Raw genomic sequence first — 18,652 nt, forward strand, 5'->3', positions numbered from 1 at the left:
CTGGTTTCAGACAACCCCATGAAATCACTTCTGCTCGCCCTTGCCTTGTCCTCCTGCTTTGCCACCGCTGCGGTGGTTGAGTCTGATGTGTGTGTCTATGGCGGTACCAGCGGTGGTGTGGCGGCTGCGGTGCAGGCGGCGCGCATGGGGAAAAAGGTTGTCATTGCAGAACCAGGACGCCATCTCGGCGGCATGACCAGCGGCGGCCTCAGTGCCGTGGACATTGGCGATCCCCGCTCTGTCGGCGGCATCGCCCGCGAATACTTCACCAAGCTCGCCGCCACCGCAGGTGTCACACTTGCCTGGGACAAAGCCTTTGAGAGCAAAGCCGGCGGTCCCGCCACCGGCGGCGCTTATGCCATCGAACCCCACAAGGCGGAGCAGGTCTTCAATGACATGGCACGTGTGGCCGGAGTAAAAGTGCATTTCAAAGCACGTCTTTCGTCGGTCAAAAAAGACGGTCCACACATCACCGAATTCGCCACCGAGGACGGCACCGTCTTTCGCGCGAAAGTCTTCATCGAAGCCACCTATGAGGGTGACCTCATGGCAAAGTCCGGCGTGAGCTACACCCTGATGCGCGAGGGCAATGCAAAGTATGGCGAAACGTACAACGGCATCCACTACGCCGAAAAATTCCTGCCCCACGCCACATACTCACAGCCCGGAGAAAATGGCCGTCTCAAAGGCGGGCAGGGCGTGTGGGATCGCGATTTCCCGCTCGATCCTTACCTGGTCAAAGGCGACCCAACGAGCGGCCTGCTGCCCCTGATTCAATCCGGCGAACCCGGCACTCCCGGCGATCCGGCCCCCGGTGTCCAGGCCTACTGCTTCCGCCTCTGCCTCACCACCAATCCGGCCAACATGATCCCCATCACGCCGCCTTCCGACTACGATCCCAAGCGTTACGAGATCGTCGTCCGTTTCATCGAAGCCTGCCTCGCCAATGGCGATGCCATGGACCTCCGCTGGTTCTCAAAGCACGACGCATTACCAAATGACAAATGGGACTTCAACACCGCGACCTTCGGCGGCAATCTCCCCGGCGCCTCACACGCATGGCCGGAGGCCACCTGCGCGCAGCGTGAGAAGATCGCAAAGCAGCACGAGGATTACCATCGCGGCCTGCTGCACTTCCTTGCCACCGATCCCCGCGTCCCCGAGCAGGTGCGCAAAGACATGCAGCGCTTCGGCCTGCCCAAGGACGAATTCACCGACAATGGCGGCTGGCCGCACCAGATCTACGTGCGCGAGGCACGCCGTATGATCAGCGATCTCGTGCTCACCGAGCACCACACCTTCGGCCGCCAAAACGCCCCCAAGCCCATCAGCCTTGGCAGTTATGGCACAGACACGCATGAGATCCGCCGCATCGTGAAGGACGGCTTCGTCACCCGCGAAGGAAAAACCGCTGGTGGTCGCGATGGCGCACCACCCTATGGCATCGGCTACGAAGCCATCGTGCCAAAGCAGACCGAGTGTGACAATCTGCTCGTCACCTTCGCCCTCAGCGCCAGCCACACCGCCTTCAGCAGCATTCGCATGGAGCCCGTGCTCATGTGCACCAGCCAGAGCGCCGCCACCGCCGCCTGCATCGCGATTGATGACAAAACTCCCGTGCAGCAGGTGGACTACACCAAGCTCAAATCACGCCTTGAGCAGGACGGGCAGATCTTGGAATGGAAGCATCCCGTCTCCAGGAAAAAGTCCGCGCATTGAAGTGGCGAAACCTCTTGCTGATGCTCGCGCGGCGGGAATGTATGCCGCCACGAATGGAACGCGAAAATTTGCCTCTGGACCGCCGCTTGCGGCAGGAAATCTTGTTTGCCCGTGAGCGCGTCTACCGCTTTGGCCAGCCCACGCCCATGGAGCGTCTCATCCTGCCCGGCTCAGAGCCCGGCCCTGAAATCTGGGTGAAGCGCGAAGACCTCTCCCCCGTGAAATGCTACAAGTGGCGCGGTGCCTGCAACGCCATGACCGAGCTCACCCCGGAGCAGCGCGCCAAAGGCGTCGTCACCGCTTCCGCTGGCAATCACGCACAGGGCGTGGCCCTTGCTGCCAAAACCCTCGGCATTCACGCCCGCATCTACATGCCGCGCTCCACGCCCAAGGTGAAACAAAACGCCGTGCTGCATCACGGCGGCGCATTCGTCCGCATCATGCTCGCAGGCGACAGCTACGACGAAGCCGTGACCTCCGCACGGGAAGACGAGCGCAGCAGCGGCGCGACCTACGTGCATGCCTATGATGATCTCAAAGTCATGGCAGGGCAGGGGACCCTCGCAGATGAGGTCGTGCTCTCAGGCCACGGCCCTTTCGATGCCGCCTACCTTCAAATCGGCGGCGGTGGCATGGCCTCGGCCGTTTCCTGCTGGCTCAAAACCTACTGGCCCCACATGGAGGCCGTCGGTGTCGAAGGCGTGGGCCAGGCTTCCATGAAAGCCGCGCTCGCCGCAGGCAGCCCCGTCGAACTCCATGACCTCGACATCTTCTGCGATGGCACCGCCGTCCGCAAAGCCGGCACCCACCCCTTCGGCATCTGCCAGCAGTCTCTGGATCGCGTCGCCACCGTCACCAATGCCGAAGTCAGTGCCGCCATCCGCGTGCTCTGGGAGACGCTGCGCTGCATCTCCGAGCCCTCCGGGGCTATGGGCCTTGCCGCAGTCATCAAAGACCGCGCCGCACTTGCAGGGAAAAAAGTCCTCATCGTCATCACGGGTGCCAACATCGACTTTCTCCAGCTCGGCCTCATCGCCCAGTCCGAAGGCTCCAGCAGCACCGCTTCACGCGCCCTGCGTGTCCGCATTCCCGAGCGCCCCGGTGCCATGCTTGCCCTGCTGGATTCCTGCTTCGATGGCCTCAACATCGCCGACTTCCAGTACGGCCTGCACCGCACCGACGAGGCATGGCCCGTCTTCACCGTCACATCGGAAAATGCCGACACCCTGGCCGCGCTCCCGGCACGCCTTGAGTCCGGCGGTTACCTTTGGGAAGACCTCACTGGAGCCGTGGATGTTGCCTTCCGCGCCATCCCGCTGCGCGGTGATCTGCTCACCCATCCCGTTTTCCTGCGTCTCGACTTTTACGAGCGCTCCGGTGCTCTCCACGACTTCCTCTCCCGCCTCATCCGCGACCGCGCCAGCCTCTGCTACTTCAATTACCGCCAGTCCGGCGAGCGTATCGGCCGCGCCCTCATAGGGCTCGATTTCCACAGCGCCGAAGCCCGGGCCGCCTTCCTCGCCGAGCTCCCTGAGCACGGCGAAGGCTACCGCTCCTGCAAGCCGGTGGATGACGCTGTGCTCGCTCGCATGACGGCATAGCACCGGGGTTCCTCGGAAGAATCATGCCTCACCCTCGTATGCAACCGCCCATGTCTGCCAGATCCCATCTTCTCCCCATTGCCACCGGCCTGCTCCTTTTCACAGCCAGTCTTCTCCATTCCCAAACTCCTGCCGCCCCTGTCGAGACAGACCAGCGTCTTCACGCCGATGGCAAAAGCTGGAAGTTCAACAAAGCCGTCATAGTCGACAAATCACGCCCGCGCGTGCTCCTCATCGGAGATTCCATTCTTGGCGGCTACATGAATCCGGTGATCGAGGCCATGAAGGGCAAAGCCTATGTCGATGCCTGGATGCACCCACACGCTCAGTCGGAAAATCTCAACAAACTGCTCGCCGCCGCTTTGCAGGAGCACGGCCCCTACGACATCATCCATTTCAACATGGGCCTGCATGGCTGGCAGCCGGGCCGCATCAAGGAAGGCACCTTCAAGCCGCTCACGCTCGCCTTCATCCAGGTCATCCGCACCCAGCTTCCCAAGGCAAAAATCATCTGGGCCAGCAGCACGCCGGTCACCGTCAAAGGCAGGCCCGGCGAGGCGGATCCCGTCATCAATCCCATTATCATCGAGCACAATCGTCTGGCTGCCGAAGTCATGGCTGAGGCGCATGTGCCCATCGACGACCTCTATGCACTCCTGGCTCCGAAACTGGACCTCGCCCGTGGCGACCAGTTCCACTGGAAACCCGAGGCCTATCAGTTGCTCGCCAAGTCAGTGACCGAATCCCTCCTGCAAAACCTGCCAGCCGCAGCTTCCAAATAGCCACGGTCACACGGTGGTCTGCTGATTTGACCCTGCAAGCCCTCCCGGTCTTGTCGGCCGAGTTTGTGGCTTCAACACTTTGAATCAGTGCTGGAGCGGGTGATGAGAATCGAACTCACGTATCAAGCTTGGGAAGCTCGTGTTCTACCATTGAACTACACCCGCGACTGACTTGAGCCAGTTCACACATTCTGGCTGGCCGCAGGAGCCTTGTCAAATGCGCTGCGTCAGATTGAAGGAGGCATCGGGGGCATGATCAGCGCCCGGTTCATGCCACCCCTGCCGTAGGTGGCCGAGGGTGATGCGAGGAAGGAATTGCGTTTGGTGGAGTATTCTCGGTACAACCGGCTGTAGGTGGCCGCCAGGCGCTGACGCAGCGCCGCATTTTCTGAGGTTTTGGGCAGTTTCCTCACACTGTGGCGCAGGTAAAACATGGCCTGCCCCACGCTGACATAACGGATGTCCGGCCCCTCGGCAGGGGGGGCTGAGTGAGTGGAGCCAAACCGGGCAATCACCTGGGTGTCTTTTCCCTTCGGACCGATCATGTGGCCGGCCATCGACTCTGTGCCGAAGTCATCATATGCAAACGGAGGGCCGGGAATTGCGTTTGCATTGGCACCGCAACTGACGAGAAAAACAATGCAGAAACAGGCTGCCAGAGCAGGGAGCAGGAGTTTTTTCATGTTTCTCCTCATACCACAGATGGCAATGAAAGCGAATCCTGGCTCGTGGAAGAGCATTGGCATAAAGCCTAGATTTTTTAGGGGTTTTAACTTGCCGGACTCTGGCCAAAACGCTTCTTCCCCAAGCTGGGCTTATGGTTCCTGTGAAAGCTTGTCGGGTCTGTCAATTTGAGGCGAGGCCGCATTTTGATGGTTGAGACGGCTCCTGCCAGACGTAATTTTGCTCCATGAAGCGTGCGTCACCTCCATCTCTTTTTGCCACCGTCCTAGCAGCCTTGCTGTTTGCTGCTTCAATTCTGACGGCACAGCAGCCGCAGCGCATCGATGAAAAAGACCTGCGAGACTGGGCTGACCGTGGTGACGCCGACGCTCAGTTTGAGCTCGGCCTGCGTCTGATCACCGGGGAAGGTTTGAAAAAGAACACCGAGGAAGGGGTGAAATTCGTCGAAAAAGCCGCCAAGCAAAAGCACCTGCGTGCGCAGCACGTGCTTGGCAATCTGTTTGAGGACGGCGAAGGGGTCAAAAAAGATCTGGCCAAGGCCGCAGAATGGTATCGCAGTTCGGCAGAGCTCGGCTTTGCTCTGTCCCAGCATCGTCTGGGGGTCATGTACGAGGAAGGCAAAGGTGTGAAGAAGGACACGGCAAAAGCCGCAGAATGGTTCAAGAAGGCCGCTGATCAGGGGGATCCCCCCTCACAAACTGCCTATGCCTCCAAGCTGGAACGCGGAGATGGCATCGCCAAAAGCGCCTCCAAAGCGGCGCTCTGGTACCTCAAGGCTGCACAGCAGGATTTCGTGCCTGCGATGACCCGTCTGGCAAATCTCTACTACACCGGGCAGGGGGTGCCGGTGGACTACCGCCGTGCCGGTGCCTGGTATCGCCGTGCCGCACGTTCTGAAGATCCCTGGGCCTCCAACAACCTGGCTTGGTTCCTGGCCACCTGTCCGGAAGATAACCTGCACAATGGCGAAAGCGCCGTGCTTCTGGCACGCCGAGCCTTGAAGCTTGTCGCCGAAGTCGTGCAAAGCGACGAGCAGCCATACGAAATGATCGACACGATGGCCGCCGCGCTCGCCCGCAACGGAGAATTTAAAGAGGCCGAGCTCTGGCAGAAGCGCTGTATCGCGCTTCTCAGCGAGGACAAAGACCTGCCTGAAGAAGACCGCAAAAAGCTGCAGGAGGAGTTCGATTCCCGCCTCAAACTCTACCAAAAAGCCACCCCTTTTGCAGAGCCTGACCCCAAAGGTGAAGAAGGCGCGGAGCCTCTTCCCCAGGACACGATTCTTCAGGATGAAGGGCTGCCCGAGTCCAAGCCAAGGAAAAACACACCCAAGAGCGGTCGTGGCACGGTGGTTTGACGCGTAGAGAGATCGCTTTCTCCATTTTTTGTAGCCTTTCTCATCCCGTTAAAGCTCAATATTCGCATGCTTTAGCGCAATATCTGCAAGACCAAGCCCCGCATGTGCGGTTAAACCGCACACTCTTTTCATCCGGCACTCCGCCCCTCTTCCCCCTCACTCATGTCTGCTGCTGTCGTCCGTTCTGCTGCCCTTCCGCCTCCCATTCCAGGCCTGAACCGGCGTATCCGCCAGCCGAAGAAAAACATCCCGCAAACCAAACAGGACCGGGACCAGATTCTCGGCTGGGTGCGTGCCTATGCCGAGGAGAACAGGCTTGTGCCCCCGGTGCCAATCGCTGAGCTCCAGGAGCATACGGACAAAATTCTCGCCATCCACGCCATCGACAAAATCCATCGCGACTACGTCGGCGTGCTCCTTGCCAATGAAACCTGGCGTGAGTCTCTCGCCACGGTGCCTTTTGAAAAGCGGCTGCTGCTGATGCCGAAATGCCTCCGGGTTGAAAGCAAATGCCCGGCCCCCTTTGATGAGTTCGGCCTCCTCTGCAAGCAGTGCGGCCTCTGCTCCATCCAGGATTTCCAGAACGAAGCTGAAAAGCTGGGCTATGCCGTCCTCGTCGCCGAAGGCAGCGCCATCGTCATGTCCCTCATTCAGACTGGCAAGATCGAGGCCATCGTTGGCATTTCCTGTCTGCCTGTCCTTGAGCGCACCTTCCCCTACGTCGAGGCCGCCGCCATCCCCGCCGTCGCAGTGCCCCTGCTGCAGGACGACTGCATCGACACCCTCGTCGATATCGACTGGGTCTGGGACTACATCCACCTCACCAGCGACGACAAAACCCGCCGCCTCAATCTCAACGCGCTCCACGACGAGGTGAAAACCTGGTTCACCTTGGATTCCCTCAATGCGCTCATGGGCCCCTCCCGTGGCCACAGCGACGAGATCGCGCGGGAATGGCTCGCACGTGCCGGCAAACGCTGGCGCCCCTTTCTCACCGTTGCCGCCTACCAGGCCCTGCGCGAAGACCCCGAAGGCCCCATCTCAGACACCGTCAAGAAGGCCGCCATCGCCGTCGAAATCTTCCACAAGGCCTCCCTCGTTCACGATGACATCGAGGACGGCGACGCCGAACGTTACGGTGAAACCACCCTCCACACCGAGCACGGTGTCCCCGTGGCCCTGAACATTGGCGACCTGCTCATCGGCGAAGGCTACCGTCTTCTTGCTGACAATGACGCCGCCGCCCATGTCCGCAGCGCCGCCATTCTTGTCGCCGCCGAAGGCCAGCGCGAACTCTGCATCGGTCAAGGCGCGGAACTCCTCTGGACCCGCCATCCCGTGGCTCTGAGCAGCACGCAGGTTCTCGAAATCTTCCGCAGCAAAACCGCCCCCGCCTTTGAAGTCGCTCTCAAGGTTGGTGCCGCGCTGGCCGGCCAGCTCGACGAATGCGCCGATGCATTGCACACCTACAGCGAGAACCTCGGCATCGCCTACCAGATCCGCGATGACCTTGACGATCTCGGCGAAGACTCCGCCGCAGGCAACGAATGGAACATGCGCCCCAGCATTGTCCTCTCCCTCCTGCGGGAGAAGGGCAAAGGCGAGGTCAAAGACCAGATGGAGGCCCTTTGGAACGGCGCCTCCCAGGCCAAGCCTGACAACGCCACCATCCGCCAGTGGGCGCTCGACAGCGGCGCGCACGAGAAAGCCATGACCCTCCTCGAAGGCTACAAAGAAGCCGCCATCCGCTCCCTTCAGGAAGTCGAACTCCCCAATCTCAAAGGCCTCCTCCGCCGTGTCATCGGCAAGATCTTTAACGAGCTTGAGATCAAGGGCTGGTGCCGTGAATTCGAGCAGAAGAACCTCAATCCGGAGCTCCGTGCCGAGGCCGCCAAAGCTGCCGAGCATCTCGTGCCAAACGTGGCTTCTTAAAGCTGCTAGTTCCAGTGGCCGAGCTTCGTTTGAAGCCGGACCATGAAGTTGTCCCTCCTGTTTGCCGCTTTAGCCTGTGTCTCCCTCCACGCCGCCGACTCGCGGCCCAACGTTCTTTTCATCGCCATCGATGACCAGAATGACTGGATCGGCTGCATGGGCGGGCACCCGCAGGTGAAGACGCCCGCCATCGATGCCTTGGCAAAACGCGGCACCCTCTTCGCCAGCGCGCACTGTCAGGCGCCCTTGTGCAATCCTTCGCGCAGTTCCTTGCTCACCGGCCTCCGCCCCTCCAGCACCGGCATCTACGGCCTCGCTCCCGGCATCCGCGAAGTGGAGCAGACCAAGCATCATGTGACCCTTCCGCAGACTTTCACGCAGGCTGGCTATTACACCTTCAACAGTGGCAAAATCTACCACGATGGGTCCATGCGTGGGGGGGATCAAAAAGCCGAGTTCAATGAATGGGGCAATCGCGGCCCCATGCCCAAGCCGAAGACCCCCATCGCCAATCTCCCCGGCCCGGTTCGCCATCCCGCCATGGATTGGGGCGTCTTCCCCGAGAAAGACGAAGACAACGCCGACTGGAAAATCGCCGACTCCGCCATTGATGCATTGAAGCGCGCCCCTGCCGACAAGCCTTTCTTCATCGCCGCCGGCTTCCGCCTCCCTCACGTCCCATGCTTCGCCTCACAGAAGTGGTTTGATCTCTATCCAGATGCCACACTGCAGATGCCCCCGGTCAAAGAAGACGACCGTGCCGACCTTCCCAAATTCGCCGATTTCCTCCACTGGAAGCTGCCCGAGCCACGCCTCTCCACGCTGCGCAAATACAACGAATGGCGACCCCTCGTCCGCGCCTACCTCGCCTGCATCAGCTTCATGGACAGCCAGGTCGGCCGCCTCATGCACGAGCTCGAAGCCACCGGCCGTTTGGACAACACCATCGTCGTCCTCTGGGGCGACCACGGCTGGCATCTCGGCGAAAAACTCATGACGGGAAAAAACACCCTCTGGGAGCGCAGCACGCGTGTTCCGCTCATCTTTGCCGGGCCTGGCATCAAGGCTGGGCAGGTGTGCGAAAGCCCCGTGGAGCTGCTCGACATCTTCCCATCCCTCCTCGCCCTTGCTCAACTGCCCGCACGCAGCGACCTCGAAGGCCACAGCCTCATGCCGCAGTTTCAAGACGCCAGCGCGCCCCGCGAATGGCCAGCCATCACCACGCACAACCAGGGCAACCACACCATCCGCACCAAGGAATGGCGCTACATCCGCTACGCGGACGGCAGCGAGGAACTCTATGACGAACTGAAAGACCCCAACGAATGGACCAATCTCGCCAAAGACCCCCAATATGCCGGCAAAAAGGCCGAGCTGGCGAAGTGGCTGCCCAAAATCGACAAAGGCCCTGTGCCTGGCAGCAAGAGCCGAGTCCTGACCTACGAGCCTTCGACCGGGGAGGCGATCTGGGAAGACAAGCTGATTGATAAAAGCGCTCCGCTGCCTGAACCGTAGCGCGTGTTCGCCCCTTCAGACAAGCTTCGCCTCAACCTCGTCCTAGGCTTTCTCGCCTTCGTCATGTTGGGCTCGCTTCTGCTTCTGGCATGGCTGCAGTACCGCGAAGAACTCGAGTCCCGCCGCCTGTTTGCTGCTTTCGCCAAATCGCAGGCCGACTTTGTCCGCGAGATGCATCTCCCCCGCAGCCCCAAGCTGGCTTCGGATCTCGCTCGGCTCTCCGGAGTGGGCGTTCATTTCCGCCAAGGGAACCGCATCGATGGGGCCATCGTTCAAATCTTGTCGGACGCCCCCGCCGACGGCCAGCTCATCAGCCTGCCCAAAGGCCGCGAGGCCCTCATTCTGCGACTGGACGAAAAGGAGGACATCATTTTTGTCCGCAGACATCCTGGGTCGAGTCTCTCCCTCGACGACCCGGCGACGCGCAATGTCTTTCTCGCCTTCTGGGTCGTGTCAGGTTTTGTCGGCTGGCTCCTCGTCCGCGAACGCCTCAAGCGTGCCCAGTCTGAGCGCCTCGCCATGCTCGGTCGCGTCGCCACCAGCCTTGCCCATGACATCAAGAACCCCCTCGCCTCCATTCAGCTGCACGCACAGCTGATGACGCCGCAGAATGAGGAGGACGCTCAGGCAATCAGGCTCATTGAAAATGAATCCGAAGTCATCGCCGGACTGGTGAACCAGTGGCTTCACCTTGCCAATCCGCTGCCGCCGAGGCTCGTCAAACTGGACCTGGCCGCCTGCATCCGCACCGTGGCCGGAAACCTGGAAGCCCAGGCACGGCATGCCGGAGTGGAGGTCGGGATAGATCTGCCAGATTCGGTCTGGATCATGGGCGACTCCCAGCGTCTGGCCCAGGCGGTGCGAAATCTCATGGTCAATGCCATTCAGGCAATGCCGCGAGGTGGCAGGCTTGGTCTCAGCGGCCGGTTTGCGGACGGCTTTTTTGAGCTTCGCTGCACGGATTCCGGTGCCGGCTTTTCCGAACAGGCGCTTGCACAGGGCACGGAGCTCTTTTTTACGGAGAAGGAAGGCGGCATGGGCGTGGGTTTGAACATTGTCTCCACCATCATTTCAGCGCATGGTGGCAGCATGAATTTGCAAAATGACCCCAAGGGAGGGGCCGTTGTCACCGTCCTGCTACCCTTCATCTCTGCATGACTCCCGCCATCCTCATCATTGAAGACGAATACGCCCTGGCCGCCGCGCTCTCGACCGTCGTGCGTCGTCTTGAAGCAACCCCGGTTGTTGCAGCCAGCGGCCAGGGAGGGATCGACAAACTTGGCACCCAGCCATTTGAGCTCGTGATTCTCGACGTCGGCCTGCCAGACATGAGCGGTCTCAAGGTCCTGGAGAAAATACAGGCGCTGCCACAGCCGCCGCCGGTGATGGTCATCACCGCCCACGGAACCTTGGACACGGCCCTGGAGGCACGAAGGCTCGGGGCAAGGGAGTATTTTCTCAAGCCGCTCAACCTGTCTGACATTCAGCGGGCGATCCGCGAAGTGTTTGCACCGGCGAAAACCGAGCAGCCCGCGCCGGCAACCATGATCGGCTCCAGCGATCCCATGCAGCGCGCGTTTGCCATTATTGCCCAGGCGAGCAGCAGCGATGCCCCTGTGCTGCTGCTCGGCCCGCCGGGGAGCGGCAAGAGCCTCTCCGCCCAGGTAATCCACCGCCACAGTGCGCGGGCTGAAAAACCGATGATCGTGTTCCGCGCCGATGAATGGCCGGAGGAGCGTGCGGAGGCCGCGCTGGATGAGTCCATCTCCAAAGCTGGGGATGGCGTGCTGTTTCTGGATGAAATCAGCGCCTGGTCCAAGCCGCTGCAGGCAGCTCTGCTGCACCGGTTGAGCGCAGGCATGGTGAAGGCCCGCCTTTTCAGCTCAGCAAGCCAGGAGGCGGCGCCCCACCTGCGGGAAGACTTGTTTTACGCCCTGGCTGTCCTTCAGGTGCAGCTGCCCCCGCTGTGTGAACGCACCGCAGACATCCCTGCGCTGGCGTCTGCTTTTCTGGGCGGGCAGGTGCTCTCGGCAGATGCGCTGGCGCTGCTCAAAGCCCACGAGTGGTCGGGCAACGTTCGCGAACTGAAAACAGCCATGGCGCACGCCGCCGCCGTTTGCAGCGGGGGCACCGTTTTGCCGCATCACCTGCCGGCAAGCATTGTGAAGCCGGATGAGTCCAATCATCTCGAGGAGACCATGAAGCGCTCCCTTGCTGCGTGGCTGGACCAAAAAACGACCGGTTCTGATGAAACGATGCCCGCCTACGATGACCTGCTCGAAACGGTGGAGTCCTTCATGCTGGAGACGCTGCTCAGGCGCTTCGACAGCAAGCCCACACGTCTGGCGACTGCGATGAAAATGAACCGGGCCACCCTGCGCCGCAAATTGCGGGAGGAGTGATCACCTGCCATCCGCCTTGCCGGGCACTCGCGGATCATTGGCCGGGAAGAAGAGCTGTTTGCTTCGGTCAAAGTAGATGGCCTGGCAGGCGCCGAAGCTTTCGGATTCCGCCAGCTTATGCCCCAGGGCTCTGACGCTGGTCAGAGTGGCCTGTCCAAACGCCTTCTCGATCTTGAGTTCGTCCGGGTTCCACTGATGGTGAAAGCGCGGTTGCGCCAGGGCTTCAGCCGGGAGCATTCCATCGTCAATGATGTGGGTCAGCAGCAGAAGTGCCTGTGTGATGATGGTGGGCCCGCCTGCAGCCCCGGTCACGATCACAGGTTTGCCATCCTTCAGAACGATGGTGGGGCTCATGCTCGAGAGGGGGCGCTTGCCTGGCGCGATGGCATTTGCTTCCGCACCGACGAGCTTGAAGGCGTTCGGAATGCCAGGCTGCACGGCAAAGTCATCCATCTCATCGTTGAGAAGCACTCCTGTGCCTGGAATGACCACCTTGCTGCCAAAAGCGGTGTTGATCGTTTGGTTAAGCGCCACCCAGTTGCCCTCGGCATCGGCAGTGCACAAAAAAGTGGTGTGCTTGCCAAAAACATCCCCCTCCCAGTGCGGTGGCATGTTGTGTGAGGGGACGGCGGTGGCATGATCCAGGTCGATCTTTTTTGCCAGTTCGGCAGCATAGCCTGGTTCCACCAGTCCTCGCGGCACCGGCGCAAAATCAGGGTCGCCCAGCCAGTGGGCACGGTCTGCGAACGCCAGTTTCATGGCCTCTGTGATCACATGGACGCGGCTGCTCTCACGCAAATGCCGGATCGGGAAATGTTCGAGAATGTTGAGGATCTGCGCGACATGAACTCCGCCTGAGCTCGGCGGCGGCATGGTGACGAGATCGTAGCCCCGGTATTGTGAGCGGATCGCCTCGCGTTCCGGGGCTTGGTATCCGGCCAGATCTTCTGCCGTCATCATGCCGCCGTTGGCTGACATCCACTCAGCGGTTTTTCGGGCGAATTCACCGCCATAGAACCATTCGATCCCGTTTTCCGCCACAGCGCGGTAGGTTTTCGCGAGGTCGCTTTGCACGAGAATCTGTCCCTTTTCGAGGGGCTTCCCGTTCTTCAAAAAAATGGCCGCTGAAGAGGGAAACTTCGCCAGTTTGGTGGCCGTGGCCGCGAGCTTGCGCGCATAGACAGTGTCGATGGCGAACCCTTTTTCTGCGATTTCAGCGGCTGGCAGCAGGACATCGGCCAGTTTGAGTTTGCCGTGTTTCTTTTGCGCGCTGGCACAAGCTTTTAGATAGCCCGGGACACCTGAGGCAAGAGCGCCGGTCTTGCTCGCTTCGTCGTCGAGCTTGCCATCAATCACGTACATGTCGCGCTTGGCGCCGGAGGGGGCCATCTCACGGCCGTCAATGCAGGTGACGGTGCCATCAGCCGCACGAATGACGAAGAAACAGCCTCCGCCGATGCCGGAATTGTGGCCATCGACGACACCCAAAGTCAGACCTGCCGCAATGGCGGCGTCAACGGCATTGCCTCCCTTTTCAAACGCCTTCTGTGCTGCTTCTGTGGCAAGCGGATGAACAGTCGCGATGGCGTGCCGGGAAAAGGCTGCATCAGCCGCGAACAGTGCCGGGTGTGCTAAAAGAATAAGGGCGGCCAGGACTCTCATGCACCCAATGCTAGTCATGGCAGCGGGTGCGTCGAATCAAAACCGCCCATCCGTCCGGGGCTGAGTGCTTCTTTGCTAGGCACTGCGCTTCCAACTCACCCAGGCATGGCGGTAGGTGAATGCCATGGCCATGATGCCTGCAAAGAGCAGAAGTGCACGGCTGGGTTCAGGCACAGTGTGCACGGTGCTGAGGGTAGTCTCGGCCAGGCTGCTTTCCAATACTGAGCCCCTTTCAGGCTCTGTCGCACCCACAGCTATGGCGGCAGCGATGCTGCAAGCGAGCCAGTAGCTAAAGGAACGGAAAGTCATGTATTTAATCACAACTCTACCAGGATCTCCTTTAGGAGAACAAGGTTTTTCTTGTGCCAACATTGCCCCAGAATTCTCATTTTCAGCAGATTGGTTGGTTTCACCTAGGTTTTTTATTGGGTTTATCAACGCTAGCCTTCTTGCTTGCACCCGACACGCGTCTCCGCCATGACTACTGCCCCTCAATTCCGGCAAATCATTCATCATGTCCAACGTCAGCTCCCCTCGTGTCATTAACATAGGTTTAGCCGGTTTAGGCAATGTGGGGGCGGGAGTGTTCAAGAATCTGAAAAAGAACCGTTCTTTGATCACCCAGCGCACTGGGGCGACGCTCCAAGTCTCCAAAGTGGCCGTGCGCGACCTCTCCCGACCAAGGGATGTCTCGGTGCCTGCCGAAATGCTCACCACCGACTGGAGGGACCTGGTTAGCGATCCGGAGATTCCCGTGATCGTCGAACTCATTGGCGGCACCTCCACGGCCTACGACATGGTGGCTGCGGCCCTGAGGGCCAAAAAGATTGTCGTGACCGGCAACAAAGCCCTGCTGGCCGAGCGCGGGAAGGAACTGTTCGCGCTGGCCGAGGAATGCGGTGTGCCGATTTATTTTGAGGCTGCTGTCGCCGGCGGCATCCCGATCATCCAGGTGCTGCAGGAGGGGCTGGTGGGAAATCACATCCGTTCAATCCACGGCATCATCAACGGCACTTGCAATTACATCCTCACCCGGATGTCTCAGGCCGGGCTAAGCTATGCGGATGCCCTGCAGGAGGCCCAGGACAAGGGCTATGCCGAGGCTGACCCCACGCTGGATGTGAGCGGCTGGGATGCAGCGCATAAGGCGATCATTCTGGCCTCATTGAGCTATGGATTCTGGATTCCGCAGGACAAGGTGCACGTGGAAGGCGTGGACCGCGTCAATATCACGGACTTCCGCTTTGCCGCACGGCTGGGCTACACGATCAAGCTTCTCTCGGTCATCCGTGCGGATGAAAACGGCCTCGTTGAGGTTCGGACCCAGCCCTCCCTGGTGCCGCTCTCTCATGTGCTTGCCAGCGTCAGCGGTGCATTCAACGCGGTGCTCGTTAACGGAGATGTCGTGGGCGAGACACTGTTTTACGGGCGCGGCGCCGGCCAGGATCCGACCAGCAGCAGCGTGATCAGCGATCTCTGTGAAGCCGCAGCTGTTTTGATGCATGGCGCCCGTCACAGCGGCTTTGTACCGCATGGTCTTTACGGCAAGTCAAAGCCCGTGGATGACACTGTTTCACATTATTATTTGCGGCTGACCGTTGACGACGTGCCAGGAGTGCTGGCCCAGGTCGCCACCGCGCTTGGTGAGCGTGGCATTGGTATTTCCTCGATGATTCAGCCGGAAGATCTCGAAGACACCAGCGGTGAAACTTCACTGGTGCTGATGATACACGACGCACGTCTCGGAGACATGAAAGCGGCTCTGGCCGCCATAAGTCAGCTCAAGTGCGTGCGCGGAGAGCCTAGCTGGATGCGTGTGGAAACATTGCAGGGCTAGGAATTTGAGAAACAATCGCAGCGCGGTTGAAGATTGGCGTGGAATGAGGCTCTAGAGATGAGATGGTGCCGGACATGAAAATCGCGCTCTCCAACCTAGCAAATCTCGTCGGAGGCACAATTTTGTGCGGTGACCCCACAGATCAGATCACCGGCTTTGCATCCCTGAAAGAAGCCATGGCCGGCGATCTGAGCTTTTTCCACGATTCTCGGTACAACGAAAAACTGGTCAAAACCCAGGCCAGCGCCGTGCTAGTGCCTTTGGGGTGGCGGGACTTTCCGCCGAACACCTCCTGCATCGAGGTCTCTGACCCTTCACGTTCCTTTGAGCAGATCGTCGAGGCCTATGGATTTCAGCCCGAGCCGTTTGCCCCTGGAGTGCATCCCTCAGCAGTGGTGGCTCCCAATGTTAAATTTGACCCGGAGCGTGTTGCCATCGGCGCCAATGCCGTGATCGAGTCAGGGGTGGAGCTGGGGAATGAAGTTGAGATCGGCCCCGGCAGTTTTGTGGGCCGGAATGTGATCATTGGCAAAGGCTCCAAGCTCCATGCAAATGTCACGGTTCATGCCGAATGTCTTTTGGGTGACGGGGTGTTTCTGCATTCCGGTGTCGTCATCGGGGCCGACGGCTTTGGATATGAATTCAGTCAGGGGCGCCACCGCAAGGTCCGCCAGGCCGGCATCGTGCAGATTGACAATGATGTGGAGATCGGGGCGGGCAGCACAGTGGATCGTGCGCGGTTCGGCCGCACCTGGATCGGAGCGGGGACCAAGATCGACAACCTCGTCCAGATAGGTCACAATGTGGTGATCGGAAAGCATTGCATCATTGTCGCCTGCACCGCCATCGCCGGTAGTGCGATCATTGGCGACTACGTGGTGATCGCCGCCCAGGTGGGGATTGCCGGGCATGTGCACGTGGGCTCCCAAAGCACGCTGGCCGCACGTAGCGGCGTGACGCGTGACCTGCCGGCCGGCCAGACTTATCTGGGATTTCCCGCCATACCGGCAGGGGAGGAAAAACGCAGGCTGGCCAGCATCAACCGCCTGCCGCAGCTGGTGGCGAGGGTCAAGGAGCTGGAGGCGCAGCTTGCCGCCCAAAGGGAGGCCTGATCACCAAAATCCCCACTGGTGCGTCTTCAGCACGTAGAGGCCCAGGGCCAGATTGCCAATCGCGTGCATAAACACGCATGCGCCCAGGCTCTTGGTGCGCACCGCCACGAAGTACATCAGGGAGCCCCAGACGAAGGCGCCGAAATAGTCCTCAGTATTGTGAATCAGCATCACGGCGAGCGTGACGATCCAGAACATCTTCCAGCGATGTTTGCCGAAGGGGACACGCTCAAACCGGCCGTCTTCCGTCAGCAGATAGCGCATCAAAAATCCGCGCCAGAACAGCTCTTCGACAAAGGGCACCACCAGCACCATTCGGGCTAGGCGCATGCCCACAGCAAGGCTGAACCAGAGCGGTGAATCCTGCGCAATCATAGGGTCAAAACCCTTTAGACGTTCGGCAAGCCCGAGCCACACCCACCATGCTGCGGGTTCGTGTCCCTGCCGGATCAGTTGCTCTCTCAGCAAAGACGGCGCTACCCAGATGGCGATGCCGGCGACTCCCAGGGCAAAAGCCAGGCCCATGCCGCGCCATGGCCTGAATGCGTAGTGCTGGCGAAAAAACAACAGCACTGCAGCACAGAGCACCGTCTGCAGCGGGTAGGCCCAGTGCTCCGGCGCACGCACATGCCAAGGCAGCTCTGAGTTGGCGACGCGGAACATGCCCGGGACGGCATTCAGCAGTGTGAACAGCAGCAGGGGCAGCACATAGGCTGCTGTGGATGAGGAGCGCAGACGTGCAAACATCAGGCCAGGCGGTTAGGGCAGCGCCAGTTCCTTCGCGCGTTCGCGGTTCAGCAGCCATCTGGAGCAGCCCTTGAGATACATCCGGCTGCATGTCGAGAGGGTGCTGGCTCCCGAAGCCATGAGCGCCAGCGTCCGGGAGCTGATGCTCTCCATCATGTTGCTGAATCTTCCCGGGTAGTCCTTCTTGAGCTGCATGCCGCGCTCATAGAAGGCCACAATGCGGCCATCATAAAAATACTCGATCAACTCGTGCCAGGCCTCATGCCAGGCACGCTGGCGTTTTTCATAGCGGCCCAGCTCCTTGAGCAGCCGTTCTGGCTGATCGAGCAGCTTTTCACCCTGCCGCGCAAACATGGCGCTGAGGGACTCCGCAGCATCCAGCGCCAGAAAAACCCCGGGGGAAAGCATGGGGTCAACAAAGCCAAAAGCGTCTCCTGCAGACACCCAGCCAGGGCCGTGTGCCCGGTCGGATATGAGCTGGTAATTCGTGTAGGTGTAGGTGTCGCTGACACGCTTGCGATTTGAAGTCAGAGCGGACAAGGCGGGGTCAGTGGCTAGCACCCGGTCGAGCCTTTCCTCGGCATTGGCCCCGAATTCCGGCAGCGATTTGGGGTGCATCACGATCCCGAAGCTCAAAGAATCTGGCAGCGGAATGCGCCAGCTCCAGCCCCATGGATGGTAGGTGATCACAATCTGTCCTGCGGGGTAGGGGTGCTCAATGCCGGTGAAATGCGCAAAATGTGCCGTGTCCCTGCGCGGTCCGGTTTCCGCCCCGATGCCAAGCAGCCGTGCGGAGGTCCGTGTGCGGCCGCTGCAGTCGATGATGAGATCCGGCTTGCTGCCATTTTCATACCCGCCGGCGGCGAGCGCCGCTGCATCCAGCGTCAGTTCAGGACTTCCCCCCGGATGGGCCAGCAGACCGGCACGATGTTTCACGAAACGCACCCCCAATGACTGGGCGTGTGTTTTGATCACGTCGTCAAAAGCCGGACGTGGCACGTTGTAGGCGTAGGCCGGCAGGCGGCCCGCCACGGTGCGGAAATCAAAATGCATCTGTGTGCCGCGGTGGTGGATGAAGCTGGCTCCGGGTTTGAACTGGGAGATGGCGGCCACCTTGTCCTCGATGCCCATGCGCTGCAGGATCGCCACGATGCCCGGGATCAGAGACTCTCCCACCAGCATGGCAGGACGCTTCTCATCATCGAAAACAAGCGACTGGATGCCCTGACGGGCAAGCATGGCAGCGAGCGCGCTGCCAGCTGGACCTGCACCTAGGATGGCTATGCGTGGAGTTGAGCTCAT

Annotated in this window: 15 protein-coding genes and 1 tRNA gene; 10 read left to right on the forward strand and 6 right to left on the reverse strand. The window is 60.3% G+C overall.

Features of this window, described 5'->3' with window-relative positions; translation table 11 throughout:
• The first annotated feature begins 18 nt into the window (after nt 1–18).
• Genes ACFQDI_RS07790 through ACFQDI_RS07800 form a run of 3 tightly spaced genes read left to right on the forward strand, consistent with a single transcriptional unit; the run spans nt 19 to nt 4,102 of the window.
• A complete protein-coding gene (locus tag ACFQDI_RS07790) occupies nt 19–1,719 on the forward strand; it encodes an FAD-dependent oxidoreductase (protein ID WP_377165144.1) in 1,701 nt (566 codons plus the stop codon).
• Nucleotides 1,720–1,772: 53 nt separating this feature from the next.
• Entirely contained in the window at nt 1,773–3,320 is a 1,548-nt protein-coding gene (locus ACFQDI_RS07795) for a pyridoxal-phosphate dependent enzyme (RefSeq protein WP_377165146.1), read from the forward strand.
• Nucleotides 3,321–3,370: 50 nt separating this feature from the next.
• Nucleotides 3,371–4,102, forward strand: coding sequence for an SGNH/GDSL hydrolase family protein (locus tag ACFQDI_RS07800; protein WP_377165148.1), 732 nt, complete (start codon nt 3,371–3,373; stop codon nt 4,100–4,102).
• 91 nt (nt 4,103–4,193) lie between these two features.
• Here the strand turns inward: ACFQDI_RS07800 and ACFQDI_RS07805 are convergent.
• Nucleotides 4,194–4,267: transfer RNA gene (locus ACFQDI_RS07805), tRNA-Gly, on the reverse strand.
• 62 nt (nt 4,268–4,329) lie between these two features.
• A complete protein-coding gene (locus ACFQDI_RS07810) occupies nt 4,330–4,785 on the reverse strand; it encodes a hypothetical protein (RefSeq protein WP_377165150.1) in 456 nt (151 codons plus the stop codon).
• Between the two features lie 227 nt (nt 4,786–5,012).
• Between ACFQDI_RS07810 and ACFQDI_RS07815 the strand changes: the two genes are divergently transcribed.
• The 5 genes from ACFQDI_RS07815 (at nt 5,013) to ACFQDI_RS07835 (ending at nt 11,992) form a co-directional block, all read left to right on the forward strand.
• Nucleotides 5,013–6,143: a tetratricopeptide repeat protein gene (locus tag ACFQDI_RS07815; RefSeq protein ID WP_377165152.1), complete on the forward strand. Its 1,131-nt coding sequence runs from the start codon at nt 5,013–5,015 to the stop codon at nt 6,141–6,143.
• A gap of 162 nt (nt 6,144–6,305) precedes the next feature.
• Nucleotides 6,306–8,075, forward strand: coding sequence for a polyprenyl synthetase family protein (locus tag ACFQDI_RS07820; protein ID WP_377165154.1), 1,770 nt, complete (start codon nt 6,306–6,308; stop codon nt 8,073–8,075).
• 42 nt (nt 8,076–8,117) lie between these two features.
• Nucleotides 8,118–9,590 (forward strand): sulfatase, encoded by a 1,473-nt coding sequence (locus ACFQDI_RS07825; protein WP_377165157.1) that lies wholly within the window; start codon nt 8,118–8,120, stop codon nt 9,588–9,590.
• A 3-nt stretch (nt 9,591–9,593) separates the two neighbouring features.
• Nucleotides 9,594–10,748, forward strand: coding sequence for a sensor histidine kinase (locus tag ACFQDI_RS07830; protein ID WP_377165159.1), 1,155 nt, complete (start codon nt 9,594–9,596; stop codon nt 10,746–10,748).
• Nucleotides 10,745–11,992 (forward strand): sigma-54-dependent transcriptional regulator, encoded by a 1,248-nt coding sequence (locus ACFQDI_RS07835; RefSeq protein WP_377165161.1) that lies wholly within the window; start codon nt 10,745–10,747, stop codon nt 11,990–11,992. The genes ACFQDI_RS07830 and ACFQDI_RS07835 overlap by 4 nt, the downstream gene beginning before the upstream one ends.
• On the opposite strand, the gene ggt is transcribed toward ACFQDI_RS07835, so the two are convergent.
• The gene (ggt, locus tag ACFQDI_RS07840; RefSeq protein WP_377165163.1) at nt 11,993–13,654 is read right to left on the reverse strand and encodes a gamma-glutamyltransferase; all 1,662 of its coding nucleotides are present in this window, start codon (nt 13,652–13,654) and stop codon (nt 11,993–11,995) included.
• Between the two features lie 75 nt (nt 13,655–13,729).
• Nucleotides 13,730–14,245: a PEP-CTERM sorting domain-containing protein gene (locus ACFQDI_RS07845; protein WP_377165165.1), complete on the reverse strand. Its 516-nt coding sequence runs from the start codon at nt 14,243–14,245 to the stop codon at nt 13,730–13,732.
• Here ACFQDI_RS07845 and ACFQDI_RS07850 point away from each other — a divergent pair.
• Nucleotides 14,169–15,491, forward strand: a complete 1,323-nt coding sequence (locus ACFQDI_RS07850; RefSeq protein ID WP_377165167.1) for a homoserine dehydrogenase — start codon at nt 14,169–14,171, stop codon at nt 15,489–15,491. The two genes, ACFQDI_RS07845 and ACFQDI_RS07850, sit on opposite strands and share 77 nt — an antisense overlap.
• A gap of 74 nt (nt 15,492–15,565) precedes the next feature.
• Nucleotides 15,566–16,603 (forward strand): UDP-3-O-(3-hydroxymyristoyl)glucosamine N-acyltransferase, encoded by a 1,038-nt coding sequence (gene lpxD / locus ACFQDI_RS07855; protein WP_377165170.1) that lies wholly within the window; start codon nt 15,566–15,568, stop codon nt 16,601–16,603.
• Here the strand turns inward: lpxD and ACFQDI_RS07860 are convergent, their stop codons facing one another.
• Together ACFQDI_RS07860 and ACFQDI_RS07865 are read right to left on the reverse strand one after the other, a co-directional pair.
• Nucleotides 16,604–17,311, reverse strand: coding sequence for a CAAX prenyl protease-related protein (locus ACFQDI_RS07860; RefSeq protein WP_377165172.1), 708 nt, complete (start codon nt 17,309–17,311; stop codon nt 16,604–16,606).
• Nucleotides 17,312–17,362: 51 nt separating this feature from the next.
• Nucleotides 17,363–18,652, reverse strand: a complete 1,290-nt coding sequence (locus tag ACFQDI_RS07865; protein WP_377165174.1) for an NAD(P)/FAD-dependent oxidoreductase — start codon at nt 18,650–18,652, stop codon at nt 17,363–17,365.

Source organism: Prosthecobacter fluviatilis (assembly GCF_042655725.1).
Classification (GTDB): Bacteria; Verrucomicrobiota; Verrucomicrobiia; order Verrucomicrobiales; family Verrucomicrobiaceae; genus Prosthecobacter; species Prosthecobacter fluviatilis.